This window comes from Methylohalobius crimeensis 10Ki (assembly GCF_000421465.1).
GTDB lineage: Bacteria > Pseudomonadota > Gammaproteobacteria > Methylococcales > Methylothermaceae > Methylohalobius > Methylohalobius crimeensis.
In genome coordinates this window covers 695,030-716,180 of sequence record NZ_ATXB01000001.1, presented here as the reverse complement: position 1 = coordinate 716,180, position 21,151 = coordinate 695,030, and the positions used below count along the sequence as shown (strand labels likewise).

The 21,151-nt window shown below is 59.7% G+C and carries 20 protein-coding genes; 15 read left to right on the top strand and 5 right to left on the bottom strand.

What is annotated here, in order from left to right:
* Window position 1: 1 nt before the first annotated feature.
* Window positions 2-1,045, bottom strand: a complete 1,044-nt coding sequence (gene holA / locus H035_RS0103775) for a DNA polymerase III subunit delta (RefSeq protein WP_022947667.1) — start codon at window positions 1,043-1,045, stop codon at window positions 2-4.
* On the bottom strand, window positions 1,035-1,574 hold the full coding sequence (locus H035_RS0103770) for an LPS-assembly lipoprotein LptE (protein WP_152485960.1): 540 nt from the start codon (window positions 1,572-1,574) through the stop codon (window positions 1,035-1,037). The genes holA and H035_RS0103770 overlap by 11 nt, the downstream gene beginning before the upstream one ends.
* A 54-nt stretch (window positions 1,575-1,628) precedes the next feature.
* Here H035_RS0103770 and glyQ point away from each other — a divergent pair, with 54 nt between their 5' ends.
* From glyQ to H035_RS0103695, 15 genes are all read left to right on the top strand, one after another.
* Window positions 1,629-2,543, top strand: a complete 915-nt coding sequence (glyQ, locus tag H035_RS0103765; protein WP_022947665.1) for a glycine--tRNA ligase subunit alpha — start codon at window positions 1,629-1,631, stop codon at window positions 2,541-2,543.
* Window positions 2,543-4,615: a glycine--tRNA ligase subunit beta gene (gene glyS, locus H035_RS0103760; RefSeq protein WP_022947664.1), complete on the top strand. Its 2,073-nt coding sequence runs from the start codon at window positions 2,543-2,545 to the stop codon at window positions 4,613-4,615. Before glyQ ends, glyS begins: the two co-directional genes overlap by 1 nt.
* Window positions 4,616-4,619: 4 nt before the next feature.
* Window positions 4,620-5,363, top strand: coding sequence for a lysophospholipid acyltransferase family protein (locus H035_RS0103755; RefSeq protein WP_022947663.1), 744 nt, complete (start codon window positions 4,620-4,622; stop codon window positions 5,361-5,363).
* 217 nt (window positions 5,364-5,580) lie between these two features.
* On the top strand, window positions 5,581-5,763 hold the full coding sequence (locus H035_RS0103750; protein WP_022947662.1) for a Flp family type IVb pilin: 183 nt from the start codon (window positions 5,581-5,583) through the stop codon (window positions 5,761-5,763).
* 18 nt (window positions 5,764-5,781) lie between these two features.
* Window positions 5,782-6,264 (top strand): prepilin peptidase, encoded by a 483-nt coding sequence (locus tag H035_RS0103745; RefSeq protein WP_022947661.1) that lies wholly within the window; start codon window positions 5,782-5,784, stop codon window positions 6,262-6,264.
* Window positions 6,264-6,746 carry a TadE/TadG family type IV pilus assembly protein gene (locus H035_RS0103740; protein ID WP_022947660.1) on the top strand — a complete coding sequence of 161 codons (483 nt, stop codon included), beginning with the start codon at window positions 6,264-6,266 and terminating at the stop codon, window positions 6,744-6,746. Before H035_RS0103745 ends, H035_RS0103740 begins: the two co-directional genes overlap by 1 nt.
* 39 nt (window positions 6,747-6,785) lie before the next feature.
* Window positions 6,786-7,682, top strand: a complete 897-nt coding sequence (cpaB, locus tag H035_RS18040) for a Flp pilus assembly protein CpaB (protein ID WP_022947659.1) — start codon at window positions 6,786-6,788, stop codon at window positions 7,680-7,682.
* A gap of 74 nt (window positions 7,683-7,756) precedes the next feature.
* On the top strand, window positions 7,757-9,118 hold the full coding sequence (locus H035_RS0103730; protein ID WP_022947658.1) for a type II and III secretion system protein family protein: 1,362 nt from the start codon (window positions 7,757-7,759) through the stop codon (window positions 9,116-9,118).
* 3 nt (window positions 9,119-9,121) lie between these two features.
* Complete coding sequence (locus tag H035_RS0103725; RefSeq protein WP_022947657.1) at window positions 9,122-10,351, top strand: AAA family ATPase; 1,230 nt, start codon at window positions 9,122-9,124, stop codon at window positions 10,349-10,351.
* A 3-nt stretch (window positions 10,352-10,354) separates the two neighbouring features.
* Window positions 10,355-11,647, top strand: a complete 1,293-nt coding sequence (locus H035_RS18035) for a CpaF family protein (RefSeq protein WP_022947656.1) — start codon at window positions 10,355-10,357, stop codon at window positions 11,645-11,647.
* The gene (locus H035_RS0103715) at window positions 11,640-12,542 is read left to right on the top strand and encodes a type II secretion system F family protein (RefSeq protein WP_022947655.1); all 903 of its coding nucleotides are present in this window, start codon (window positions 11,640-11,642) and stop codon (window positions 12,540-12,542) included. Before H035_RS18035 ends, H035_RS0103715 begins: the two co-directional genes overlap by 8 nt.
* 11 nt (window positions 12,543-12,553) lie before the next feature.
* On the top strand, window positions 12,554-13,450 hold the full coding sequence (locus H035_RS0103710) for a type II secretion system F family protein (RefSeq protein WP_022947654.1): 897 nt from the start codon (window positions 12,554-12,556) through the stop codon (window positions 13,448-13,450).
* Window positions 13,443-14,168 carry a tetratricopeptide repeat protein gene (locus H035_RS18030; RefSeq protein ID WP_022947653.1) on the top strand — a complete coding sequence of 242 codons (726 nt, stop codon included), beginning with the start codon at window positions 13,443-13,445 and terminating at the stop codon, window positions 14,166-14,168. Before H035_RS0103710 ends, H035_RS18030 begins: the two co-directional genes overlap by 8 nt.
* An 18-nt stretch (window positions 14,169-14,186) precedes the next feature.
* Window positions 14,187-14,468, top strand: coding sequence for a DUF3613 domain-containing protein (locus H035_RS0103700; RefSeq protein ID WP_022947652.1), 282 nt, complete (start codon window positions 14,187-14,189; stop codon window positions 14,466-14,468).
* 22 nt (window positions 14,469-14,490) lie between these two features.
* On the top strand, window positions 14,491-16,203 hold the full coding sequence (locus tag H035_RS0103695) for a TadG family pilus assembly protein (protein WP_022947651.1): 1,713 nt from the start codon (window positions 14,491-14,493) through the stop codon (window positions 16,201-16,203).
* A 125-nt stretch (window positions 16,204-16,328) separates the two neighbouring features.
* Here H035_RS0103695 and H035_RS0103690 read toward each other — a convergent pair whose 3' ends face one another.
* The 3 genes from H035_RS0103690 to H035_RS0103680 form a co-directional block, all read right to left on the bottom strand.
* Entirely contained in the window at window positions 16,329-17,453 is a 1,125-nt protein-coding gene (locus H035_RS0103690; protein WP_022947650.1) for a GGDEF domain-containing protein, read from the bottom strand.
* 248 nt (window positions 17,454-17,701) lie between these two features.
* Window positions 17,702-19,744, bottom strand: coding sequence for a glycogen synthase GlgA (glgA, locus tag H035_RS0103685; RefSeq protein WP_022947649.1), 2,043 nt, complete (start codon window positions 19,742-19,744; stop codon window positions 17,702-17,704).
* 117 nt (window positions 19,745-19,861) lie between these two features.
* Window positions 19,862-21,124 (bottom strand): alpha-amylase family glycosyl hydrolase, encoded by a 1,263-nt coding sequence (locus H035_RS0103680; protein WP_022947648.1) that lies wholly within the window; start codon window positions 21,122-21,124, stop codon window positions 19,862-19,864.
* Window positions 21,125-21,151 lie beyond the last annotated feature (27 nt).

The window sequence follows — 21,151 nt, the reverse complement described above, 5'->3', positions numbered from 1 at the left end:
ATCATTCATACAAAAGTTTTTCTGGATTACCCGGTGTCGCATCACCGCTGGCCAGCGCCAGACAGACATCCCGAAGCTGCTCCCAGGCATCCCCCCCGACTCGGCCCTTGATGACGGCGTCGATGCGGGCGGCGGATTTTATCGCCGCGTGCAGCTGGAACCGACTAAGACGCTTCAACGCCCGCTCCAGTTGGATTCTACGCCGCTCCCAAAGACGCAGGCGGCGGCAGCTTGCTGTTATCGGCACGCCTCGGCGCCGATCCTCCCCAAGCTGCAGCAAAAGACGCAACTCGCGGGTAATTGCCCATAATACCACGGCCGGCGCCATGCCTTCCGCCCTCAGCCCCGCCAAGGTCCGATCAACCCGGTGCACTTGACCCGACAACAAGGCCTCGGTCAAATCGAACACGTCGAAGCGGGCACTGTCGGCCACGGTCTCCGCCAACAGATCGGCGTCCACTTCTGCGCCCCCGTAAAGCACATACAACTTGTCGATTTCCTGCGCCGCGGCCAGGAGATTGCCTTCGGTCCGGACGGCCAACAGCTGAATCGCCTCGGGATGCAGCCGCACGTCTCGGGATTTGGCACGATGGGCCAACCATGCCTTGAAATCGCGGCCCTCGGGGGAACGCGTCTGAACCGCCACACCGGTCGCCTCCAAGCGAGCGAACCAGCGTTTTTTCTGCTCTCCGGACGCCAGATTCTCCAAGGTCAGCAGAAGCACGGTGGCCTCGGGAGGCCGCTCGGCGTAATGGGTCAATACGCGCGCGCCCTCCTTGCCCACCTTACCTTCCGGCACCCGCACTTCCAGCAGCCGATTGGCTGAAAACAAGGACAGGGCGTCGGCCTCGCCAGCCAAGAGATTCCAATCGAAACCGGGCAATACCGCGTAGACCTGACGTTCTTCGAAGCCTCGCTCGCGGCAGGCACGGCGGATCATGTCGGCCGCCTCGGCCAGTTGGAGCGGTTCGTCCCCGTATAGGAGATAAATCGGCGCCAGCCCGGATTTCAGCTGAGCGGCAAGTTGACTGAATTTAACCTTCACTCGGCGCCTCCAAAACCTTCCGCAAGCGCCGCATGACGGTATGCACCGCCTCCCGTCGCATCTCTTCCCGGATGATCGCTTCCTCCTCGGCCTTGCCGATCACCTCCACCTGGGGATTGAGATAGATCCGGTGAAGGGCGAGAGGTTGCATCGGCACCAGCACTTTGCCGTCGGGCGTGCGGGCCTCGAAGCGGAGGCGGTAGATCAATTCGAATTCGATCGCCTTGCCGTTCTCATCCAAAGACAATTCCCGCCGATCCTCGCGAATCTCCGGAATCACCAGCACCGTGGCGGCCTCCTGCGGATCGGCGACCAAGCGGCCGCCCGAATAAGCCAAAATCTGCTGCATATAGCTCGCGAACGGATGGTTCAAGGGAATGCCCAGCAAGGCAATCACCCGTTTTTCCGGCGGCAATTCCACCGCCCCGCGCAGATGAAAACCACAGCCTCCCAGGAGTCCCAACCACAATAACAGGAACACCCCTTTCCAATTGATTCGGCAGCACATCGATTCGATTCGTTTTTCCAATGATTTAACCGAGTCAGTATAATACCGTCTTTTAACCGATCAACGAGCAACGTGGTGGAAGCAGCAGCCGATTCCCTCCCGACCTTCCAGGATATCATCCTGAATCTGCAAAATTATTGGACCCGGCAAGGGTGCGCCCTGCTTCAACCCATGGATATGGAAATGGGGGCCGGCACCTTCCATCCCGGAACATTCCTGCGCGCCATCGGCCCCGAACCTTGGCGCACCGCCTACGTTCAGCCCTCGCGCCGTCCCACCGACGGCCGTTACGGAGACAATCCGAACCGCCTGCAGCACTATTACCAATTCCAGGTACTGCTCAAACCCTCCCCCCTGGAGATCCAGGATCTGTACCTGGAATCCCTGCGCGCTCTGGGGCTCGATTTGCTCGAACACGACGTCCGTTTCGTGGAAGACAACTGGGAGTCCCCCACCCTAGGGGCCTGGGGACTGGGCTGGGAAATCTGGTTGGACGGCATGGAGATCACCCAGTTCACCTACTTCCAGCAAGTGGGGGGCCTGGACTGCCGGCCGGTCGCGGGAGAAATCACCTACGGCCTGGAACGGATCGCCATGGTCCTGCAGAACAAGGAAAGCGTGTACGATCTGGTGTGGGCGAAAAACGGCAACCAAATCACCACTTACGGCGACGTCTTCCACCAGAACGAGGTGGAAATGTCGGCCTACAATTTCGAACACGCGGACGTGGCGTTCTTGCTGCAAAGCTTCGACACCCACGCGAGCGAATGCCGAAAATTGCTGGAGCTGGAACTCCCCCTGCCCGCCTACGATCAGGTACTCAAAGCCTCGCACACCTTCAATCTGCTGGACGCGCGGCACGCCATCTCGGTCACCGAGCGCCAGCGCTACATCCTGAAGGTGCGCGAACTGGCACGCGGCGTGGCCCAGTGCTACTACCAGCGGCGCGAAAAGCTCGGCTTCCCGATGTTATCCAAGGAGGAAAATTGATGGTCACGCGCGATCTGCTGTTCGAACTGGGTACCGAAGAACTGCCTCCCAAAGCCTTGCGCACCCTGATGGAATCCCTGCGGGACGAAGTGGGCACCCGCCTGGAAAAAGCCGAACTAGCCTTCGACCAGATTCAAGCCTACGCCACCCCCCGCCGGCTGGCCCTGATCGTGCACCAGTTGGCCGAACATCAACCGGACCGCATCGCGGAGCGCCGCGGCCCGGCGCTGAAAGCCGCCTTCGACGCCGACGGCCGGCCCACGCGCGCGGCGCTCGGCTTCGCCCAAAGCTGCGGCGTGGCGGTGGAGGAATTGGAGACCCTCAAGAACGCCAAGGGCGAATGGCTGCTGTGCCGTCTGCATCAGTCCGGAGCCCCGGCCGCCGAATTGATTCCCGAACTTCTGCGGCAAGCCCTCGCCGCCCTGCCCATCCCCAAGCGCATGCGCTGGGGCGAGCGGGAGGATGAATTCGTGCGGCCGGTCCACTGGGCGGTATTGCTGTTCGGAGAAGAGTCGATCGAAACGGAAATTCTGGGAGTGAAAACCGGTTCCCGCACCCGAGGCCACCGCTTCCATTGCCCCGAGCCGATTGCGCTTTCCCACCCCGCTCATTACGGCCAACTGCTGCAAAGCCGCGGGCGGGTCATCGCCGACTTCGACGAACGCCGCCGCCATATTCACCGCCAAGCCTTGAAACTGGCCCGGGAAGCCGGCGGCACCGCCCATATCGAAGAAGACTTGCTGGACGAGGTCACCGCCCTGGTGGAATGGCCGGTGGGGTTATTGGGATCGTTCGAGGAACGTTTTCTGTCCCTGCCGCGGGAAGTGCTGATCACGGTCATGCAATCCCATCAAAAATATTTTCCCGTCCTGGGCTCGGACGGCAATTTGCAGCCGCGTTTCATCGCCATCGCCAATCTCGACAGCAAGCGCCCCGAAACGGTTCGCGCCGGCAACGAGCGGGTCATCCGGCCACGCCTTGCCGATGCCGAATTTTTCTGGCGGCAGGATCTCAAAGTGTCTCTCGAAGACCGGCTCGACCAACTGGCCGGCATCGTTTTTCAGCGCAAACTGGGCACGCTCCTGGACAAGACCCGGCGACTGGAAAAATTGGCCGCCTATTTGGCCGATCGCCTCCATGCCGATGCCGGCAATGCGGTGCGCGCCGCAAGGCTCGCCAAGACCGATTTGGTCACCGACCTGGTGGGGGAGTTTCCGGAACTTCAGGGCGTCATGGGCCGCTATTACGCTCGGGCGCAAGGAGAAGATCCGGAGGTGGCGGCCGCGCTGGACGAGCAGTATCGCCCCCGCCAAGCCGGCGGAATACTGCCGGAGACCGTGACCGGCCAAATCCTGGCGCTGGCGGACAAGCTCGATACCTTGGCCGGGATTTTCAGCATCGGGCTCGCTCCCAGCGGCGCCAAAGATCCCTATGCCCTTCGCCGGGCGGCCCTGGGAGTCCTCCGCATCGTGCTGGAAGGACGCCTGGATTTGAGCCTGCCCGCGCTGCTGGAGAAAGCCGCCGAACTTTATCCACACGACTTCGATCGGGCGGAAACGATCAGCACCCTCTACGAATTCATGCTCGACCGGCTCAAAAATTATCTGATCGATCGGCAATTCACGCCCGATGAATTCGAATCGGTGGCCGCCCTCAAGCCCGAAAAGCCATTGGATTTCTTGCATCGCATCGAGGCGGTTCACGCCTTCCGCCGACTGCCCGAGGCCGAGAGTCTGGCGGCGGCCAACAAGCGGATTCGGAACATCCTGCGGCAAAGCCAAATGACAAGTTTCGCGCCCGTCGACCCCGCCTTGCTTCAACACGAAGCCGAACAAGCGATGCACCGGGCCGTCGAGCAAGCCCACGACCAAGTCGAACCGTTCCTGGCCCAACGCGATTACACTTCAGCCCTCCGACACCTGGCGGAGCTCAAGGAAACGGTGGATGCCTTTTTCGATCAGGTGATGGTGATGGCGGAGGACGAGGCGCTTCGCCGAAACCGGCTGAACCTTCTGGCCGCCACCTCCGAGCTCTTTCTTCAGATCGCCGATATTTCCCGGCTGCAAGGATAAGGCCATGGGAAAAGCGACACCGGGCATTTATTTGCGTTCGGCCCTTTTTCTGGCGGTCCAATCGGCGATCACCTTCGTCCTCACGCCCGTCGTGCTCGGGGTATCCTTCCTCTCCAAGTACGAATATCGCTATCTTTGGGCGCGCTGGTGGGCGCGCCTCCAGATTCTGGCGGTCACTTACATTTGCGGCCTTAAGGTGGAGATCGAAGGGCTGGAGAACATTCCGTCCCAAAGCGGCGTGGCGCTGAGCAAGCATCAGTCCGCTTGGGAAACCTTGATGTTGTTTCTGCTCTTTCCCAAAACCGTCTACGTACTCAAGCGGGAGCTTCTAAGCATCCCCTTCTTCGGCTGGTGCCTGGCCCGCTACCATCACATCGCCATCGACCGCGGCCAACGCCGGGCGGCGATGGCCGCCCTGCTCAAGCAGGGAAAACAGCGACTCAAGGAAGGACACTGGATCGTCATCTTCCCGGAAGGCACCCGCGTCGCTCCGGGGGAAAAACGGCGCTATGCCGGCTCGGGCGGTATCCTCGCCCAGCGCGCCGGCGTTCCGGTGGTGCCGGTGGCCCACAACGCCGGAGAATTCTGGCCGCGCAACAGTTTCCTCAAGTATCCCGGAACGATCCGGCTCAGAATCGGCCCGCCCCTGGACGGGCAAACCCTCTCCGCGGACGAGATCAACCGCCAGGCGGAAGCATGGATCGAGGCGCAGATGGCGGAAATATCCCCCCAACCTCCGCGTCCTTGACGGCTTTGGAGCGATCCGCTCCACGCCACCTCCCATCTCCACCCCCATAAAATACAGGGGCAATCCCAGCGAGAATTGCGAATTCCGTCACAAAAAAAGCGGTCTGGAACCCTCTATCTTATATGTGAAAGGGCTCACGCTTAATGCCCTTCGTTCATTCTTCTGTTTGACAGAAATAACAACTAGATGGCGTGAATAAAAGAGAGAGGTATGTACTATGAAACAATTTATCTTGAATTTGTTACGGGACGATGAAGGCGCCAGCGGTATCGAATACGCCTTGGTGGCCGCCATGGTGGCAATCGCACTGGTGGCCTTCGTCGACCCTATCAGCACCGCTATATCTAATATCTTCACTTCCATTGAATCTAAATTGACGTCTGCCGGTAGCGGTAGTTAAAGCTCGGCCGAGTATTTGATGAACTTGCTTGGCTTGGCACTGGTGGTGGGGGCTTGGGGCGCCTTCTGCGGCGGTTATGACGCGGCGCTGCGCCGAATCCCCAACATTCTCACCCTGGGCGGCCACTTGGCGGGGGCGGGAATGATCGCCGCGACCGGCCACGGATGGCTGGGCGATCCCTGGACTTCGTGCCTCAAGGCCTGGGCATTGGCACTGGGGCTGACCTTGCCCGCCTACGCCCTGCGCTGGCTGGGCGGGGGGGACGTCAAGTTACTCACGGCCATGGGACTGCTGGGGGGAATGCAGGTGCTGTCGACCACTTATGTGGTGGGAGCGCTGCTCGTGGCCGGCGGGCTCATCGCGTGGCGTACCCTCCAGTCCTGGGGGTGGGTATGGGCAAGTCCAACCGGGAAAGGACGGAATCTGCCTTTCGGTTTGGGGCTTTCGGTCGGATTCGAAGTGGCGCTGGCAAGTAGGACTTTCGATGCGGGTTGGTTCTGATGCGAGGGAAGATCCCGGCGGCTGATGCTCAGCGGCGAAGGCAACGCGGCGCGGTGGCGATCGAATTCGCCCTGTTGTTCGTCATCTTCTTCACGCTTTTCTACGCCATCGCCAGTTACTCCGTGCCCTTGGCCTTGATGCAAGCATTCCAATACGCCGCGGCGGAAGGCGCGCGTGCGGCGGTCGCGGTGGAGCCGGAGAAGTTTAGCGACCTGACCTCTTATCAGGATGCCGTTGTCGACCGTGTGCGCACTGCGGTGGTGGACCGCCTGGAATGGCTGCCCGAGGTAGCCCGCCAGGCGGTTCTCGGAAATGACGGGGCCAAGGTGGGAGTTGCTTTCGATAACGACGTGGTCACCGTTACCGTCAGTTTCCCCGATTACGGCAATCAACCGCTGATCCCGATGTTGAACCTTCCGGGAGTAGGGGCAGTCCCCAAACTGCCCCAAAATCTCGCCGGCACGGCCTCGCTCCAGCTCTAGTTCAGTCGCTGAATTACATCACAAATAGAAAATAACGGCATGGGCAGTTCGATTTTACGGATACTCGCCGGATTATTGGCTCTCGGGGCCATCCTGGTCGGTTACTTGGGCTATCAAGCCAGCCACCAGCCACCCGAGAAGCCGACACCGGTCAAAGCGGAAAAAAAGGCGCCGGAAGTCGTGCCGGTGGTGATTGCCGCCCGCGGCATTTCGGCGGGCCGGGCGATCGTCGAGGAAGACCTCAAAATCGAGAAGCTTTCGTCGACGCCGGACGGGGGATATAGCGAAGTCGCCCCTCTGCTGGGCCACGCCCCTGCAGTCGACATCCCGGAAGGAGCATCGGTCCTGTCCAACCATTTTCCCACCTATAGCCGGTTGGCGAAGGCCTTGGAAGCCGGAGAACGGGCGGTCGCGGTCAAAGTGAACGAAGTGACCGGCGTGGGCGGATTCGTCCAACCCGGCGACCGCGTGGATGTGTTGTTTTATCTGCGGGGCAACAACGAGACGGGAAGAAACAGCTCGGCCCAAGTGATGTTGTCGGATGTGCGTGTCCTCGCCTTCGGCAACATACTGGTCTCCGACAAGCAAGCGGAAACCGACACCAATTCGAAAAACGGCTGGGTGGACAAGGCCAAGCGCACCGACGAGAAAAAACCCAGCGGCAAGAAAAGCCGCACCGCCGTCCTCGCGGTCCCCGAATCAGCGGCAGCAAAGCTTTTGCTCGCCGAATCGGCGGGCAATCTGAGACTTGCTCTAAAAGGCGTCCATGCAACTCGACCTCCCGGAAGGACTGCCAGTCAGAAACACTTCTTGGTGCTCAAGCAATTGGTTGGCCAACAAAGCGAACCGACAACGTCGCCCCGAGCGTCCGGCCGGAAAGCCCGGCAAGTCAAAATATATTGCGGGGACAAGGTGACCTACGGCGGGTGTCCTTGATGTTGGCAACACGCGTCCCACCCCGCACGAACCAAATGAGCGGCATTGAACCTGCCGCGAGATTTTGCCGCTCCATGCTGGCACTCTTCCTTCTGCTGGCTGCCGCTTTGGCAAACGCCGGGGAGGCAAACTTACCCGTCATTTCCATAGAATCCGGAAAACAACTGAGTTATGCCTACGAGCACCCGATCAAGCAAGTGGCGATCGGCGATCCGAAGGTCGCCGAAGTTCAAGTCACCGGCAAAAGCCGGATGCTGATCACCGCAATTCAACCCGGCTCCACCAGCTTGCTTCTCTGGCACAACGACGGCGACGGTAAACCCGACCTTACCGCCGAGGTGCGCGTCACCGAACCGATCAGCCTGAAGCGACACGCGCTCGAACGACTCGCCCCCTCCGAATTGGAAGTCACGGAAGCCGGCGACAAACGCATGCTGTCGGGGGAAACCCGCTCCCTGCCCACCCACGATCAGGCCCGCCAAGCCTTGGGACTTAGCCACGCATCGGAAAAGCAGGACGCTTCCACGATCGATGCCACCCATCCGGGATTCGACAGTCAGGTGCAAATAGACATCAAGATCGTCGAAGTCAGCCGCCAACGGCTGCAAAACGCCGGTCTGTTTCTGAGCAAAAACAGCGCCAACGCCACCTTGGTGCTTTCCAACCCCGGCAATCTGAGCGGTATCGAATCGGCCGCGGACGGGGCCTTCTCACTGCTGTCGAGCGGCGGCTTCCTGCCTCAGGCGCAAGCCTTCAATTTCGCCTACGGCAACGCCAAGCAAGGCATTTTGGGTGTGATCTCGGTCCTGGAAAACAACGGTTTCGCCTATACCCTGGCGGAACCTTCGCTGGTGGCGATCAGCGGGCAAAGCGCCAGCTTCCTGGCAGGCGGAGAGTTTCCGATTCCCGTCCAAGCGGGAGGATCGGTGGCAGGCGCCATCACCGTGCGATTCAAGGAATTCGGGGTGCGCCTCTCCCTGACCCCTACCGTGCTCGATCGTAACCGCATTGCCTTGAAAGTCGCCCCGGAAGTGAGCGAATTGGATTTCAACGCCGGCATCGAGAGTGGCGGGGTTTCGGTCCCCGCATTGAGGGTCCGCCGCACCGACACCACCATTTCCCTGGGTGACGGCGAAAGCTTCGTCATCAGCGGCCTGGTGAATCGGAATACCTTGGCTAGCGTCGACAAAATTCCATGGCTGGGCGACATTCCGATTCTGGGAGCGTTTTTTCGCTCCACCCGCATCGACCGCAACGACAAGGAATTGATTATGGTGGTTACCCCGCATTTGGTTCAGCCGTTGGCCAAGGAGGCCCCCCGCCCCCCGCTGCCGGGGGAACGTTTCCGCGCCTACGATCCGGATTTCTTCGAAACCTTTTTTCAAGAGACGGGAGACTTTTTCGATAAACCCCCGGTAACGGGATTTTCACGCTGAGCCATGACTACTAGCATTCCGCGCAAACGCAGTTTCGTCGCCGTCACCGATCGGCCCGAGTACACTCGCTGGCTGCACGGGATACTCAAGGACGAAGGCGAACTGCTCACCGCCGATCAGCCCTCCCTGGAGCGGGTGTGTCAAATCATCGACCTGACCGGTGCGCAACTGGTATTCGTGGCCCTGGCACCGCAAACCCTCCGGCACGACACCGCCCTGCTCGAGGGCCTCGTGGCGATCAAGCCCCTGTTGGGGGTGGTCGCCATGGCGGACCAAGCGGACAGCCAACTCCTGCTCGCCGCCATGCGGGCGGGAGCGAAGGATTTCATCACGCCCCAGACCCGCCCGGGAGACGTGATCAACCTGGTGCATCGGATCCAAGAACGGAGCCCGGCACCGTCGGCCGCCGCCCCTTCCATAGGCAGCCTCACCGCCCTAATCAGCGCCCGTCCCGGCACCGACACGCCGATGCTGGCCCTCCATCTGGCTCTGGCCATGCAGAACCGGGAATCGAAACGCGACACCCTCCTGCTCGACTTGGGCAGTCCGCCCGGCGACAGCCTGCTATATCTAGGCATCAATGCTTCCTACAGCTTCATCGACGCGGTCAGGAGCCTGCGGCGCCTGGACTCGGTACTCATCGACAGCGCCTTCGCCAAGCATCACAGCGGCCTGCATTTGCTGGCGCTCCCGGAAGACGCCGACGCCATCGGAGAAATCACCTCAGCGGATATCTACGTTCTGCTCGGCATGTTGCGCCGCTATTTCTCCAGGATCGTGGTCAATTTAGGCGGCGTGCCGTGGTCGGACTTCCTCTATCTGCTGCTGAGCAACGCGGACGATATTCTGGTGGTGATCGAGCAGAGCGTTCCCAGTTGCAAGCAAAATATGCAATTGGTGCGGGAAGTGCGCGAACACAAAATTTCCATGGATTCGGTGGGGCTGGTGGTCGACCGCTACCTTCCCAAGTTGCCGCCCGATACGGCAAGCTTGTCGCGCGGCTTCGACCTGCCGGTCCATGCCACCCTGCCGCCATCCGGCATGGCGCGACTGAACATGATGAATTCGGGGGAAAGCCTGTTCGAATGCGCTCCTCGCGACCCCTATACGACGGCGGTGCGCAATCTGGCCGCCAAACTGACCGCCGACAAGGAGGCCGACGGGAAAAACGCAAAGGGAATCGGACGCCTGATCAAAGCCGCCGGCGGTTGGCTTGGCGGAAGGAAGAAATAAGCCATGGATTTCATGAAATATCCCAACTACGACTTCACTCTTAAACAGAGCGAGGATTATCAAGATCTCAAATATGTGCTCCATCGCCATCTGATCGATCATATCGAGGAGGAGCAGGTTCCGCTGAATGAATGGAACGCCGAGCAAATTCAGCAATACGTGCACGACCACGTCTCGCGCTACGCAAGCCGGCATCAGCTCGCAGTCACCAGTTACGATTTGGACGACCTCACCGAAGAGATCATCCACGAACTGACGGGCTACGGACCGCTTCAATCCTTGCTTGCCGACGATCATATCAGCGATATCATGGTGAACGGTGCCCGCCACGTGTTCGTGGAACGCAACGGCAAGGTACAGCAGGCCGACGCGCGCTTCATCGACGACGACCATGTCCTGCGGGTGATCCGGCGCATCCTGGCCCCGCTGGGACGGCGCCTCGACGAATCGAGTCCCATGGTGGACGCGCGCCTCCCGGACGGCAGCCGGATCAACGCGATCATTCCTCCCTTGGCGCTCGACGGCCCCTGTCTCTCGATCCGCAAGTTCCGGCAGGACCCGTTACGGGAAGCGGATTTGCTGGCCTATGGCTCGGCCAACGAAGCGATGTTGGATTTTCTGCGCAAGGCCGTGGATTACCGTTGCAATATCCTGGTAAGCGGCGGCACCGGAGCGGGGAAAACGACCCTGCTGAACATCCTGAGCCGCTTTATCGGCTCTCAAGAACGGCTGGTAACCATCGAAGACGCGGCGGAATTGCAGCTCGACCACAATCATGTGGTGCGCCTGGAAACCCGCCCGCCCAATGTGGAAGGGGTAGGCGAGGTGCGTCCGCGCGAATTGGTCCGCAACGCCTTGCGGATGCGCCCCGACCGCATCATTTTGGGCGAAGTGCGCGGCGAGGAGGTGCTGGACGTTCTGCAGGCGATGAATACCGGTCACGACGGTTCCATGAGCACGGTACACGCCAACAGCGCCCGCGACGCCTTGGTTCGCCTGGAGATGCTGGCCGGGCTGGCCGGTTTCCGGGGGGGCATCGAGACCCTGCAGCAAATGATCACCTGCGCCATCGACATGATCGTGCACATCGCCCGTTTCTCCGACGGTTCCCGCCGGATTACCTCGATCATGGAAGTGACCGGGGTACGCGACAATCAATTCCTGCTCAACGAATTATTCAGCTACGATCGCAGACGCGACGCTTTCGTCAACGGCAACTCCCACCCCTCCGGCCCCAAGTTCACGGATCGAAAACCCGCCTTTTCCATTTTCGACGGTGGCAGCGTGTATGGATAGTCCTATTCTGTGGAGCTATCTCATCGCCGCCCTCTTGATCGCCGCGGCACTGTGGCTGTATCGGCAAAGCCAACGAAAAAACCTGGAGGAAAAGGTGGACCGGCGTCTCGCCGAATGGAATCCGGCCGAACGCCAAACCGCCCCCCGGCGAGGGCGGACGCCTTTCCCTACATTCAAGCCATTGTTCTGGCGAGCCGGCATCGAAATCCGCGAAGGACATTTGCAAACGGGATTCATGGGACTCGTCGCACTTTGCGTCGGCGGCGGTTGGGCGCAAGGCGCTTGGCTTGCCTTGTCGGCGCCGCTCATCGCCGTCCTCGCCTGTTACCTGTGGCTGGAGTTTCGCGCCCGCAAACGCATCTCGTTGATTTTGGTTCAGCTTCCTTTGTTTCTCGATCAAGTCCTGCGCGGCCTCGGCACCGGCCGTAGCATGGACGGCGCGCTCAGTCTAGCCGCCATGGAAACGCCGGCGCCACTGAAGGAAGTCATCGAACGGGTGCTGCGTACCAACCGACTGGGCGCCGATCTCGGCATCGCCATTCAGGAATCCGCCGAGCTCTACCGGATCGATGAACTCCACTTGCTAGCGCTGGCGGTCAAAATCAATCGACGTTACGGCAGCAGCGCCCGCGAATTGCTACAAAACGTCATTCGCATGATCCGTCAGCGCGAGACGACGCAGCGGGAATTGCGCGCCCTCACCGGAGAGACCCGAATCAGCGCCTGGGTGCTGGGTTCTCTTCCCCCGGGCATGGCGGCTTATATGATGGCCATGAATCCGCGCTATCTATCCGGGATGTGGCAGGACCCTTCCGGCCGCATCCTATTGTTGGTCGCGGTGAGCTTGCAGATCATCGGGGCGATCATCCTCTGGCGCATGGTGAAGAGCGTATAGGAGCAATTGCAATGACTGTATGGTATGCCTTGGGCACCGGCGCATTTCTGATCGTGGCCAGCGCCTTGCTGCTGGTGGCGGCCAGCTCAAGCAGCGGGAACAAGCACTCTCTGCAGCGCTTCAACAGCCTTCTCAAGCAGGGGACGGGCGATCACTCGAAAGTCGGCGCCGTCAAGACGATGACCCGGTTTGCCGCATTGGACGAGGAAATAGTGCGCTTGCTGCAACAAGCCGGCTGGTACAAGGGACGCAAGCGATTCCTGTTCGGTCTGATGGCCTGGGGTTCACCGGCGGTGCTCATGGCGGCGACCGGCGTATATGCCTTCACTTCCGTCGGGATGCCGACATTGCAAGGAATCGCTCTGCTGTTCATGGCTTTCGCGGCGGGTTTCTTGCTCCCCCGCTACGTATTGCGTTTCCGGGCGAAAGCCCGCCGCCATGCCCTCGCGCGGGAAACGCCCACCGCCATTTATTTACTCATCATGCTCTTCGACGCCGGCCTTTCCACCGAACACGCCCTGAAAGTAATTCAGGACGAAGGCACGGTGTTGATGCCGCATCTGACCGATGAACTTGCCGGAACCCTGCAACGCATCGACGCCGGCCATGACCCCGCGGACGCGCTTGGAACCCTTGCCGCCCCCTTGGACGTGGACGAATTGACCGATACCGTAGCAATCTTGAAACAGGTTACCCGGTACGGCGGCAACATTCGCGACTCCCTGGTGAAGCTGGCTCGGTTGATCGAGGAACGCCAGCAATCCGCCTTGCGTGAGTATGTCAATAAATTATCCGCCAAAATGACCGTAGTGATGATGGTTTTCCTATTTCCCGCTTTGCTGATCTTTCTTGCCGGCCCGGGCTTCCTGGCCCTGGCGCGCGGATTGATGGAGGTCTACGGTGGTTAAATGGACGCCGCTCATTTGCCTGCTCGCCCATCTCTTCGTGGGTTGTGGCCTGCAAAGGCCGTCTCTGTTTGCCCGGGAAAACGCGACCGCCCCGCCTTCCGCAAGGGCGTGCCGGAGTGATACCGATGCCGACAAGGACCTCAAACTGGACCTGATCCGGAAGCTCATGGACGAAGGCAAACTGTACGCGGCGCTGGCTCATCTGGATGCCGTCCGTTCCAAGACTCCCCAGGCCATCTATCTGCGCGCCGAAATCCTGCGCCGGACCGACCGCGCCGATCAGGCCATTCCTTGGTATCGGCTACTGCTCGACAGCTGCATGGGGGGATGGGGCCGGCACGGACTGGGACTGATCGCCGGACGTGCCAACCGCATCGGCGAAGCGCTCGACCACTTGCAGCGGGCCAAACAGTCCCTGCCGACCGTGGCCCGGGTACGCAACGATTTGGGTTATGCCTTGCTGCGCGCCGGCCGTTACGCTTCGGCCCGCAACGAGTTTTTGACCGCCCTAGAATTGGACGGCGGCAATTCCCTGGCTGCGACCAACCTCACCATGCTGCTTGCGCTCATGGGCCACGACCGGGAAATGCGGGCCTTCGCCGCGCGCATGCACATGGATGGCGCGACCTTGAACCGGCTTCGCGCGCAAGCGGAGGCGCTCAAAGCCGCCGGCCCACCGCGACCCCCGAGCAAACCGAATCCGACCGAAATTCATTAAACCTCCGGAGGTGAAACCATGCGCCCATTCCTGACCTTGAGCATACTGATTGGCTGCCTCTCGATCGACTTCGCCGCGGCGGCCGATCCTCCGCCGCAAACCTCCTCCCGGATCCTCGGCGAGGACACCCGCCGCTGGCTCGAACTTCAACGCAGCGGCGCCTCCGCTTCCGAGACGCCTCAGAGACTCCCCGCACCGGCCGCCACCGCCGCCTACAAGCGCTATGTGGACAGTTTCAAGCACGAGATCCCGGAATTTTTCAAAATCGAGCGCGGCACCCATGGCGGCAGGTCGAATTAGAACCGACCCGAGACCAGCCAGGATGAAAAGTATCCCCCGTCACCAACGCGGCGTCATCGGAATTTGGGGTGCATTGACCCTGGGACTCGCGGTGCTGTTCACGGTCTTGTCGGTGGATACCGGTCGAATCATGATGGAACAGCGACGATTGCAGAAAATCGCCGATGTGGCGGCCTTGGACGCAGCTTCCCAAACGGGTGCCTGCGGCGACGGGACTCATGCTCCGGTTCAGGCGGCGGCACAGGCCAGCGCCGACCGCAACGGCCTGGGTCCGGACGGAACCTTGGAGGTGATGCTGGGCGATATTTTGACGAATGCCGATGGCGTCAGAACGTTTCAGGCCACCGACCCAGACATCGCCATGGCCGTGCAGGTGACCGCCGGAAACTCCGTACCGGCCAGCCTGGTGGCCGGCGGCATCTTCGGCGAAACCGTGAATCTCCGGGCATCCGCGGTCGCCAGACGCCAGGCCCTGGCGGGCTTTTCCGGCGGCAGTTTGTTGGCCTCCATCAATAGCGAAGACTCGGCTCTATTGAATGCGTTGTTGGGAGGCGTGCTCGGATCAAGCGTCAATCTCGAACTGGTTTCCTATAACGGCATAGCAAACATTCAGACGTTAACGCTGGCCGACCTGGTGAACGCGACGGCGGGCGTAGGGACGGTGAACGAACTGCTGGACGCCGACTTGGGCTTGAACCAATGGCTGCAAATTTATGCCGATGCGGTGAACGCTTCCGGAGTAGCCGACGCCACGGTGATCGCGGCCATGCAAACCTTGGCCAACGCCGCAGTCTCCAACCTTTCCGCCAATTTCGGCGACATCCTGGCAGTGACGGCACCCAATCAGGAAGAAGCCGCCAACGCTTCAATCAACCTTCTCGATCTCATCACTACCACCGCTTTGGTGGCAAACGGTCAGAACGCCCTGTCCTTGCCTCTGAACGTCAGCTTGCCGGGGGGGTTGCTCAATGTCCAGACCACGCTCGAGGTCATTGAACCGCCTCAAATCGTCATCGGTCCTCCGGGAAAGGACGAAGACGGCAATTGGCGTACCCAAATGCACACAGCCCAAATTCGTCTGCTCACCCCCGTGCACAGTACCATCGACCTGAACGTTGCGGGGCTGGCCGGCGTGCGCGCTGAGGTGGACCTAGCGTTGCAATTAAACGTTGCCCAGGGAAGCGCCTGGCTCGAGAGAATCCAGTGTCGGCGGATCGGTAACGGAGGGTCCGTCGCCACCATAGGCGCTCAGCCGGGCATTGCTTCGCTTAACTTAGTTCGAGCCGTCGACCCGACCGCGCCTGGGGCGAGAATCGATGTATCTGCCCTCCTGTTGCTTACTCGTGTTTCCGTAGCCACCGTGACGGTGAATGCCGACCTGCCCCTGCAAAATTCCGACTCGACTCAATTGCAGTTCGAAGTGGACACTTTTGACGAGGAAAACAGCCTCCCCATGACGCAACGGGCTTCCAGCAGCATCGGCGACAGTCTGGGAAACGCTCTCGGAAGCGGCGACAACTTGAACATCGATGTCAAACTGCTGGGGGCAATTTCCCTGCCTCTTCTGGATACGCTCATCGCAGACGCTTTGCTCGGACAGTTGCTCGCACCGCTCCTTAATCAATTAGGCACAACCATCCTGGATCCGCTGCTGCGGCTGTTAGGGATCGAACTTGGCTCGCTTGACGTGCAGCTGTTCGAATTGGATGTGGATCAGCCCGCTTTACTGATTTGAGATTATCCCGACCGATAGGCCTCTTTCCTCGGTACGGCGGGACGACCGACTGGGCCACGAATTCCATGACTCGCTCCAATATGCCTCCGAACGCACTGGGCACGCTCCCGGACCCGTTCATGGCATCAAGCCGCCGGCATTTCCTCCCGACCGTCGACGGCAGGATCGTACCAGACCACCCGATTTCGCCCGCTCGCCTTCGCTCGATAAAGCGCCTTGTCCGCGGCCCTCACCAACTCGAGCGGATTGGTTTTCTCGTCCGCGAAAACACTCGCCCCGCCCATGCTGATGGTTACGTGTCCATGGGGAGAGTCGGCATGGGGCATGGCGTATTGCTCGACCACGATGCGCATTTTTTCGCAGAGATCGAAAGCATCATCGCGGGCGGTATGATTCAGCAACACCACGAATTCCTCGCCGCCGTAGCGGGCTACCAAATCGGTTATCCGCCGCGCCGATTGGAAGAGCGCCTGGGCGACCTGGGTCAGGCAACGATCCCCTTCCTGGTGGCCGTAACGGTCGTTGAATTTCTTGAAAAAATCCACGTCCACCATGACTAAGGAGATGGGCGCACCGACGCGGCAGGCGCGGCGCCACTCCAACTCCAGCGCCTGATCGAAGCGCCGACGGTTGGGGATGCGGGTGAGTTGATCTTCCCCTGCCGCGCTCTCAAGGCCGAAATGAACCAAGACCCCATCCAATAATTCACCGTGGATGGTTCGAACCGAGAACAGCAAACTGACCGCCATAAGCAGCACGACCGGAATCATTCTCTGCAAAGACGCTTCATCCGCGAGGATTAACGCCGCCAACAAGGGGCCCGTGATTCCGGTCAAAAAAGCGGCGAAAGCGGACGGAAGCGCCGCCAACCGGGGCATGAAAGTCGCGGCAATCACCCCGAGCGTCAAAATGATCAGATTTTTCGTGGCCAAAGACAAACCGGGGAACAGCAATGCCGTCATCCCGAAACTGATTCCGCCGGCACCGGCCGCCACCACGTGCGGGACAATCGTTCCGCCGGTAACCGTCAGATTGGCGAGACGCCGCAGGGTGGCGCGTCCCACAAGCCACTGCCATAAACCGCCGGCCGCCACGACCACCGACCACACGAAAAAGAGGGGACGGGACAATTCGAACCAGAGAAACCAGGCGAGCAGGGACGCAAAGGCGCAATGGACGGCGAAAATCGCGTTGGCCCGTCCGTAGAGTTGCAGCAGGAGGCGGGTAAATAGCTGATGGGGATCGACCATGATCTACACTTGAGATATTAAAACGATGTTTTGCAGCCTTTCCCACATAAGAAGGTATTCACAGCGTGTCCCGGAACGCCCTCCCCGGCTTCTGAGGGCTTGATACCACTGATGACGCTCGCCAACATTACCCCGCCTCACGCCCCTTTCTTCCCCGCGCGCCCATGACTTGGATCGTCGAACCGTTTAATTACACCTTTCGACGCGCCCCGGGAAAAAGCGGGATTAAATCACTCAAGCATTCGGGCCTATTTTTCCCGGATGTAATCGTAGATGTTGAGATAATCCTGACCGGGATGTTTCCAGGAGTAGTCGTAGCGCATGGCATTTTTCATCAACTCCCGGAAATGCTCCGGATAATCGTAGTAACAACTGATCGCCCTGCCGAGAGCGGATTCCAGGCCGCTGTAATCGTAGTCCTTGAACACATAGCCATTTCGCTCATGGAGGGGGCGATGGGAAAAGTCCTTGTCGTGGACGGTGTCGGCCAGGCCGCCAATCTCCCGGACAACGGGAATGGTGCCGTAACGCATGGCAATCAACTGGGTGAGTCCGCACGGCTCGAAACGACTCGGCACGAGGACCATATCCGCCCCCGCATAGATGAGATGGGCCAATTCCTCGTCGAAACCAAGTTCGATATGGCAGTCCGGGCTTTCATTGAGCTGGTGCTTCAAGCCCCAGAAGTAGCCGTTGATCTGTTCGTCGGGGCTGGAGCCGAGTAGAACGAATTGACCGCGCTGATGGAAGGTGTAGAAGATGGCGTGACGGACCAGTTCCAAGCCCTTTTGAGGGTCCAGGCGCCCGATGAAGGCGACAATCGGCTTTTCGTTGTCGGCGAGCAGGAGCCGATCGCGCAGGGCTCTTTTGTTTTGGTACTTGTCGTCCAGGCTGTCGAAACCGTAGTGCACCGGAATATAGCGGTCGATTTCCGGATTCCACACGTGGTAGTCGATCCCGTTCACCACCCCGCCGTATTTTTGATGATGAATATGGAGGGTCGGTTCCAAGCCGAAGCCCTGCCCCTCATCCTTGACCTCCATGGCATAGCGCGGCGACACGGTGGTGATGAAATTGGAGTACACCACCCCGCCTTTCATTAAATTGAGGGCGTGCGGATTATGGTTGTCCTGGAGCCGGTCGTAATGGAAATAATATTCGGGACGATTGAGGCCGGCGGCATGAAGCACCTCCGCGCCCGTCACCCCCTGATGCTTGAAATTATGAATGGTATAACAAACCCGCGGATGCCCCATCCCCAGGAATTTGTAGATCTCGTACAGGAACACCGGCACCAAGGCGGTCTGCCAATCGTGGCAATGAATGATGTCCGGATTCTTGCCGGACTTCAATAAAAACTCCATCGCCGCCCGCGAGAAAAAGGCGAACCGCAATATGTCGTCGTGGAAACCGTAAATACATCCCCGGTTGAAGAAATTGTCCTGGGAATGGGGTTCGATGAAGAAGCATTTGCGTCCGTGGACAAAACCGAAATAAACGGTGCAATGAATCGCTCCGCCGTACCAGGGCACCCAGAGATCCTGATAGGCTTCGGTCATACCCCAAACGTGGTCGTAGCGCAGGCTATCGTACTTGGGCAGGATGATTTCCACGTGATTGCCGCGAATTTCCATCTCGTTGCTCAAACCGAACACCACATCCGCCAACCCCCCGACCTTGGCGACCGGGGCGAGCTCGGGAGTGACATGCACGACAAACAAGGAAGGTATGGCATTCATTGCAGGCTGCGGCTCACTAGGTTCGGGCGCCGGCTCGGGCGTGGAGCGTTCGGGTTCGGGTTCGGGTTCGGCCCGGGACACGGCGGGTTCAACGGGCTCCGGCTCCCGCTTCGCTGCGGGCTCCTGAGCTTCTGGTGCAGATTCGGCGGGTGAAAAGGCGACTCCGCCCTCTTCCTGATCCACCTCTTTCGGAATGCCGGGAGCCGGCGGCGTGGATTGACGCGCCGTTTCTTTTTTCTTCTCGGAGGGAGAAGCAGCGCTCTGATCGGTCGCTGTTTCTTTTCGGCTCGCCCCGTCGCCCTTGGCTTTTTCCGAGGCTTTTGACTTTGCCTCTTTCGATGGGCTCGAATCGTCAAGGGAAGCGGCCGACCCTCCCGTCACCTCCGAGGATTCCGAAGCGGGGGATTTACCGGCCGCCTTGGATGGAGACGTTTGACTCCGCGACCGTGCATTGCCGGTTTTCTTTTTCTGGTCGGTCTTCTCCGCGGGCTTACGAGACGATGTTTGTTTCTTGTTTTGATGAGTGCTGCGACGCGGGGTCTTTTTGGTCATAGGGTTCTACCAGAGTTATCGACACGATTCCAAGATTCGCCAGGCCGCTTCTTTCTCGAGCAGAGCGGCGCCTCCTCAAGTAGTTTAAGCCATCCGTCGCATCAGGGAAACGCGGGGTTAAGACGTCACCAAGATCCGCCCCATTCCCGGAGCCAACTCGAACTCGAAAGGCGTGGGCAAATAATCCAGCGCCCATTGCGGTGAAAGGTCGTGAAGCGGCTTTCGGCTTTGAATGTATTGGTACAAATCGTCGGTGTAGAAATATTCGCGGCCGTGGAGGTTTTTATTGAGGATGATGAGCGCTTCTCCCCCCCTTTGGGAAGCGGCTTTCCACAACAATAAGATGGCCGGATTGGGATGTCCCTGAATCTGGGTGATGCTTTCTTCTTGAAACACCCGATGCCGACTTTTGACGCGGTTGATATGACGGATGAAATCGCTGATATCCACCTCCGTTTGTTCCCAATCCCGGGGCTTGGTATTGACCACGTGCAAGGGTTTTTCGAAGCCGAACTCATAGCCGATGGGCATCATCACCCCAGCGGAAAACAGGGCCGAGAACAGGTAGCGCTGCTTGAGGGCGTCCACGTTCCGCCCGGATTCGGCGTACAACCTGGGCGTATCGTGGCTTTCCGGAAAACCGATGGAAGGGACGGTGTCCCGGGTCAGATCGTATTGCTCCATCAGCCAGGGGCTGGAGAAATCCCAATACTTGGAACTGTTGTAAATATAATCGAAACCGGCGCTGGCGGTCTGCTTGGTTTCATCGACGCTGCAGCCCAAGGTTTCGGCGATGAAAACCACCTCCGGATGGGCGCGCTTGACTTCGCCGATCAGTTTGCGCCAGAACTTGGCGGGAATCTGATAAGCGGCATCGCAACGGAATCCCTTGAAACCGAGCGCAATCAGATGGTCGACCACGGAGCGGCAATAGCGATACAAGCCTTCGGGATCCGAGGTATGCCGATGGTCGAAACTGGCCAGATCGCGCCAGACGACTTTTTTTCCATCCTCCATGCACGACGGGTGCGCGATGCGCCCCTTTTCCTTGACGAACCACTGGGGGTGTTCTTTCAACAGGGGGGAATCGTAGGCGCAGTGATTGATCACCAAATCCTGCATCATCCGGAGGCCCAAGTCTTCCGCCCGCCCCACCATCTCCCGGATCTGATCGTCCGGCGATTGGTCCGAGCGCTTGTCGGCCAAGGCGGGGTTAATTTGGAAATAATCCTTGATGGAGTAAAGACTGCCGGAACGGCCCGGTTTCTGGATGGGGTTGACGAAAATCCAGTTGAATCCGAGATCGGCGGCGCGTTCCAAGTGTGGTCGCCAATGCGAGACCGGGCCGGCGAGCAAGGGAAATAAATTATAGATGCGCATACACACTCCGTTCGGCGGTTACTTGGG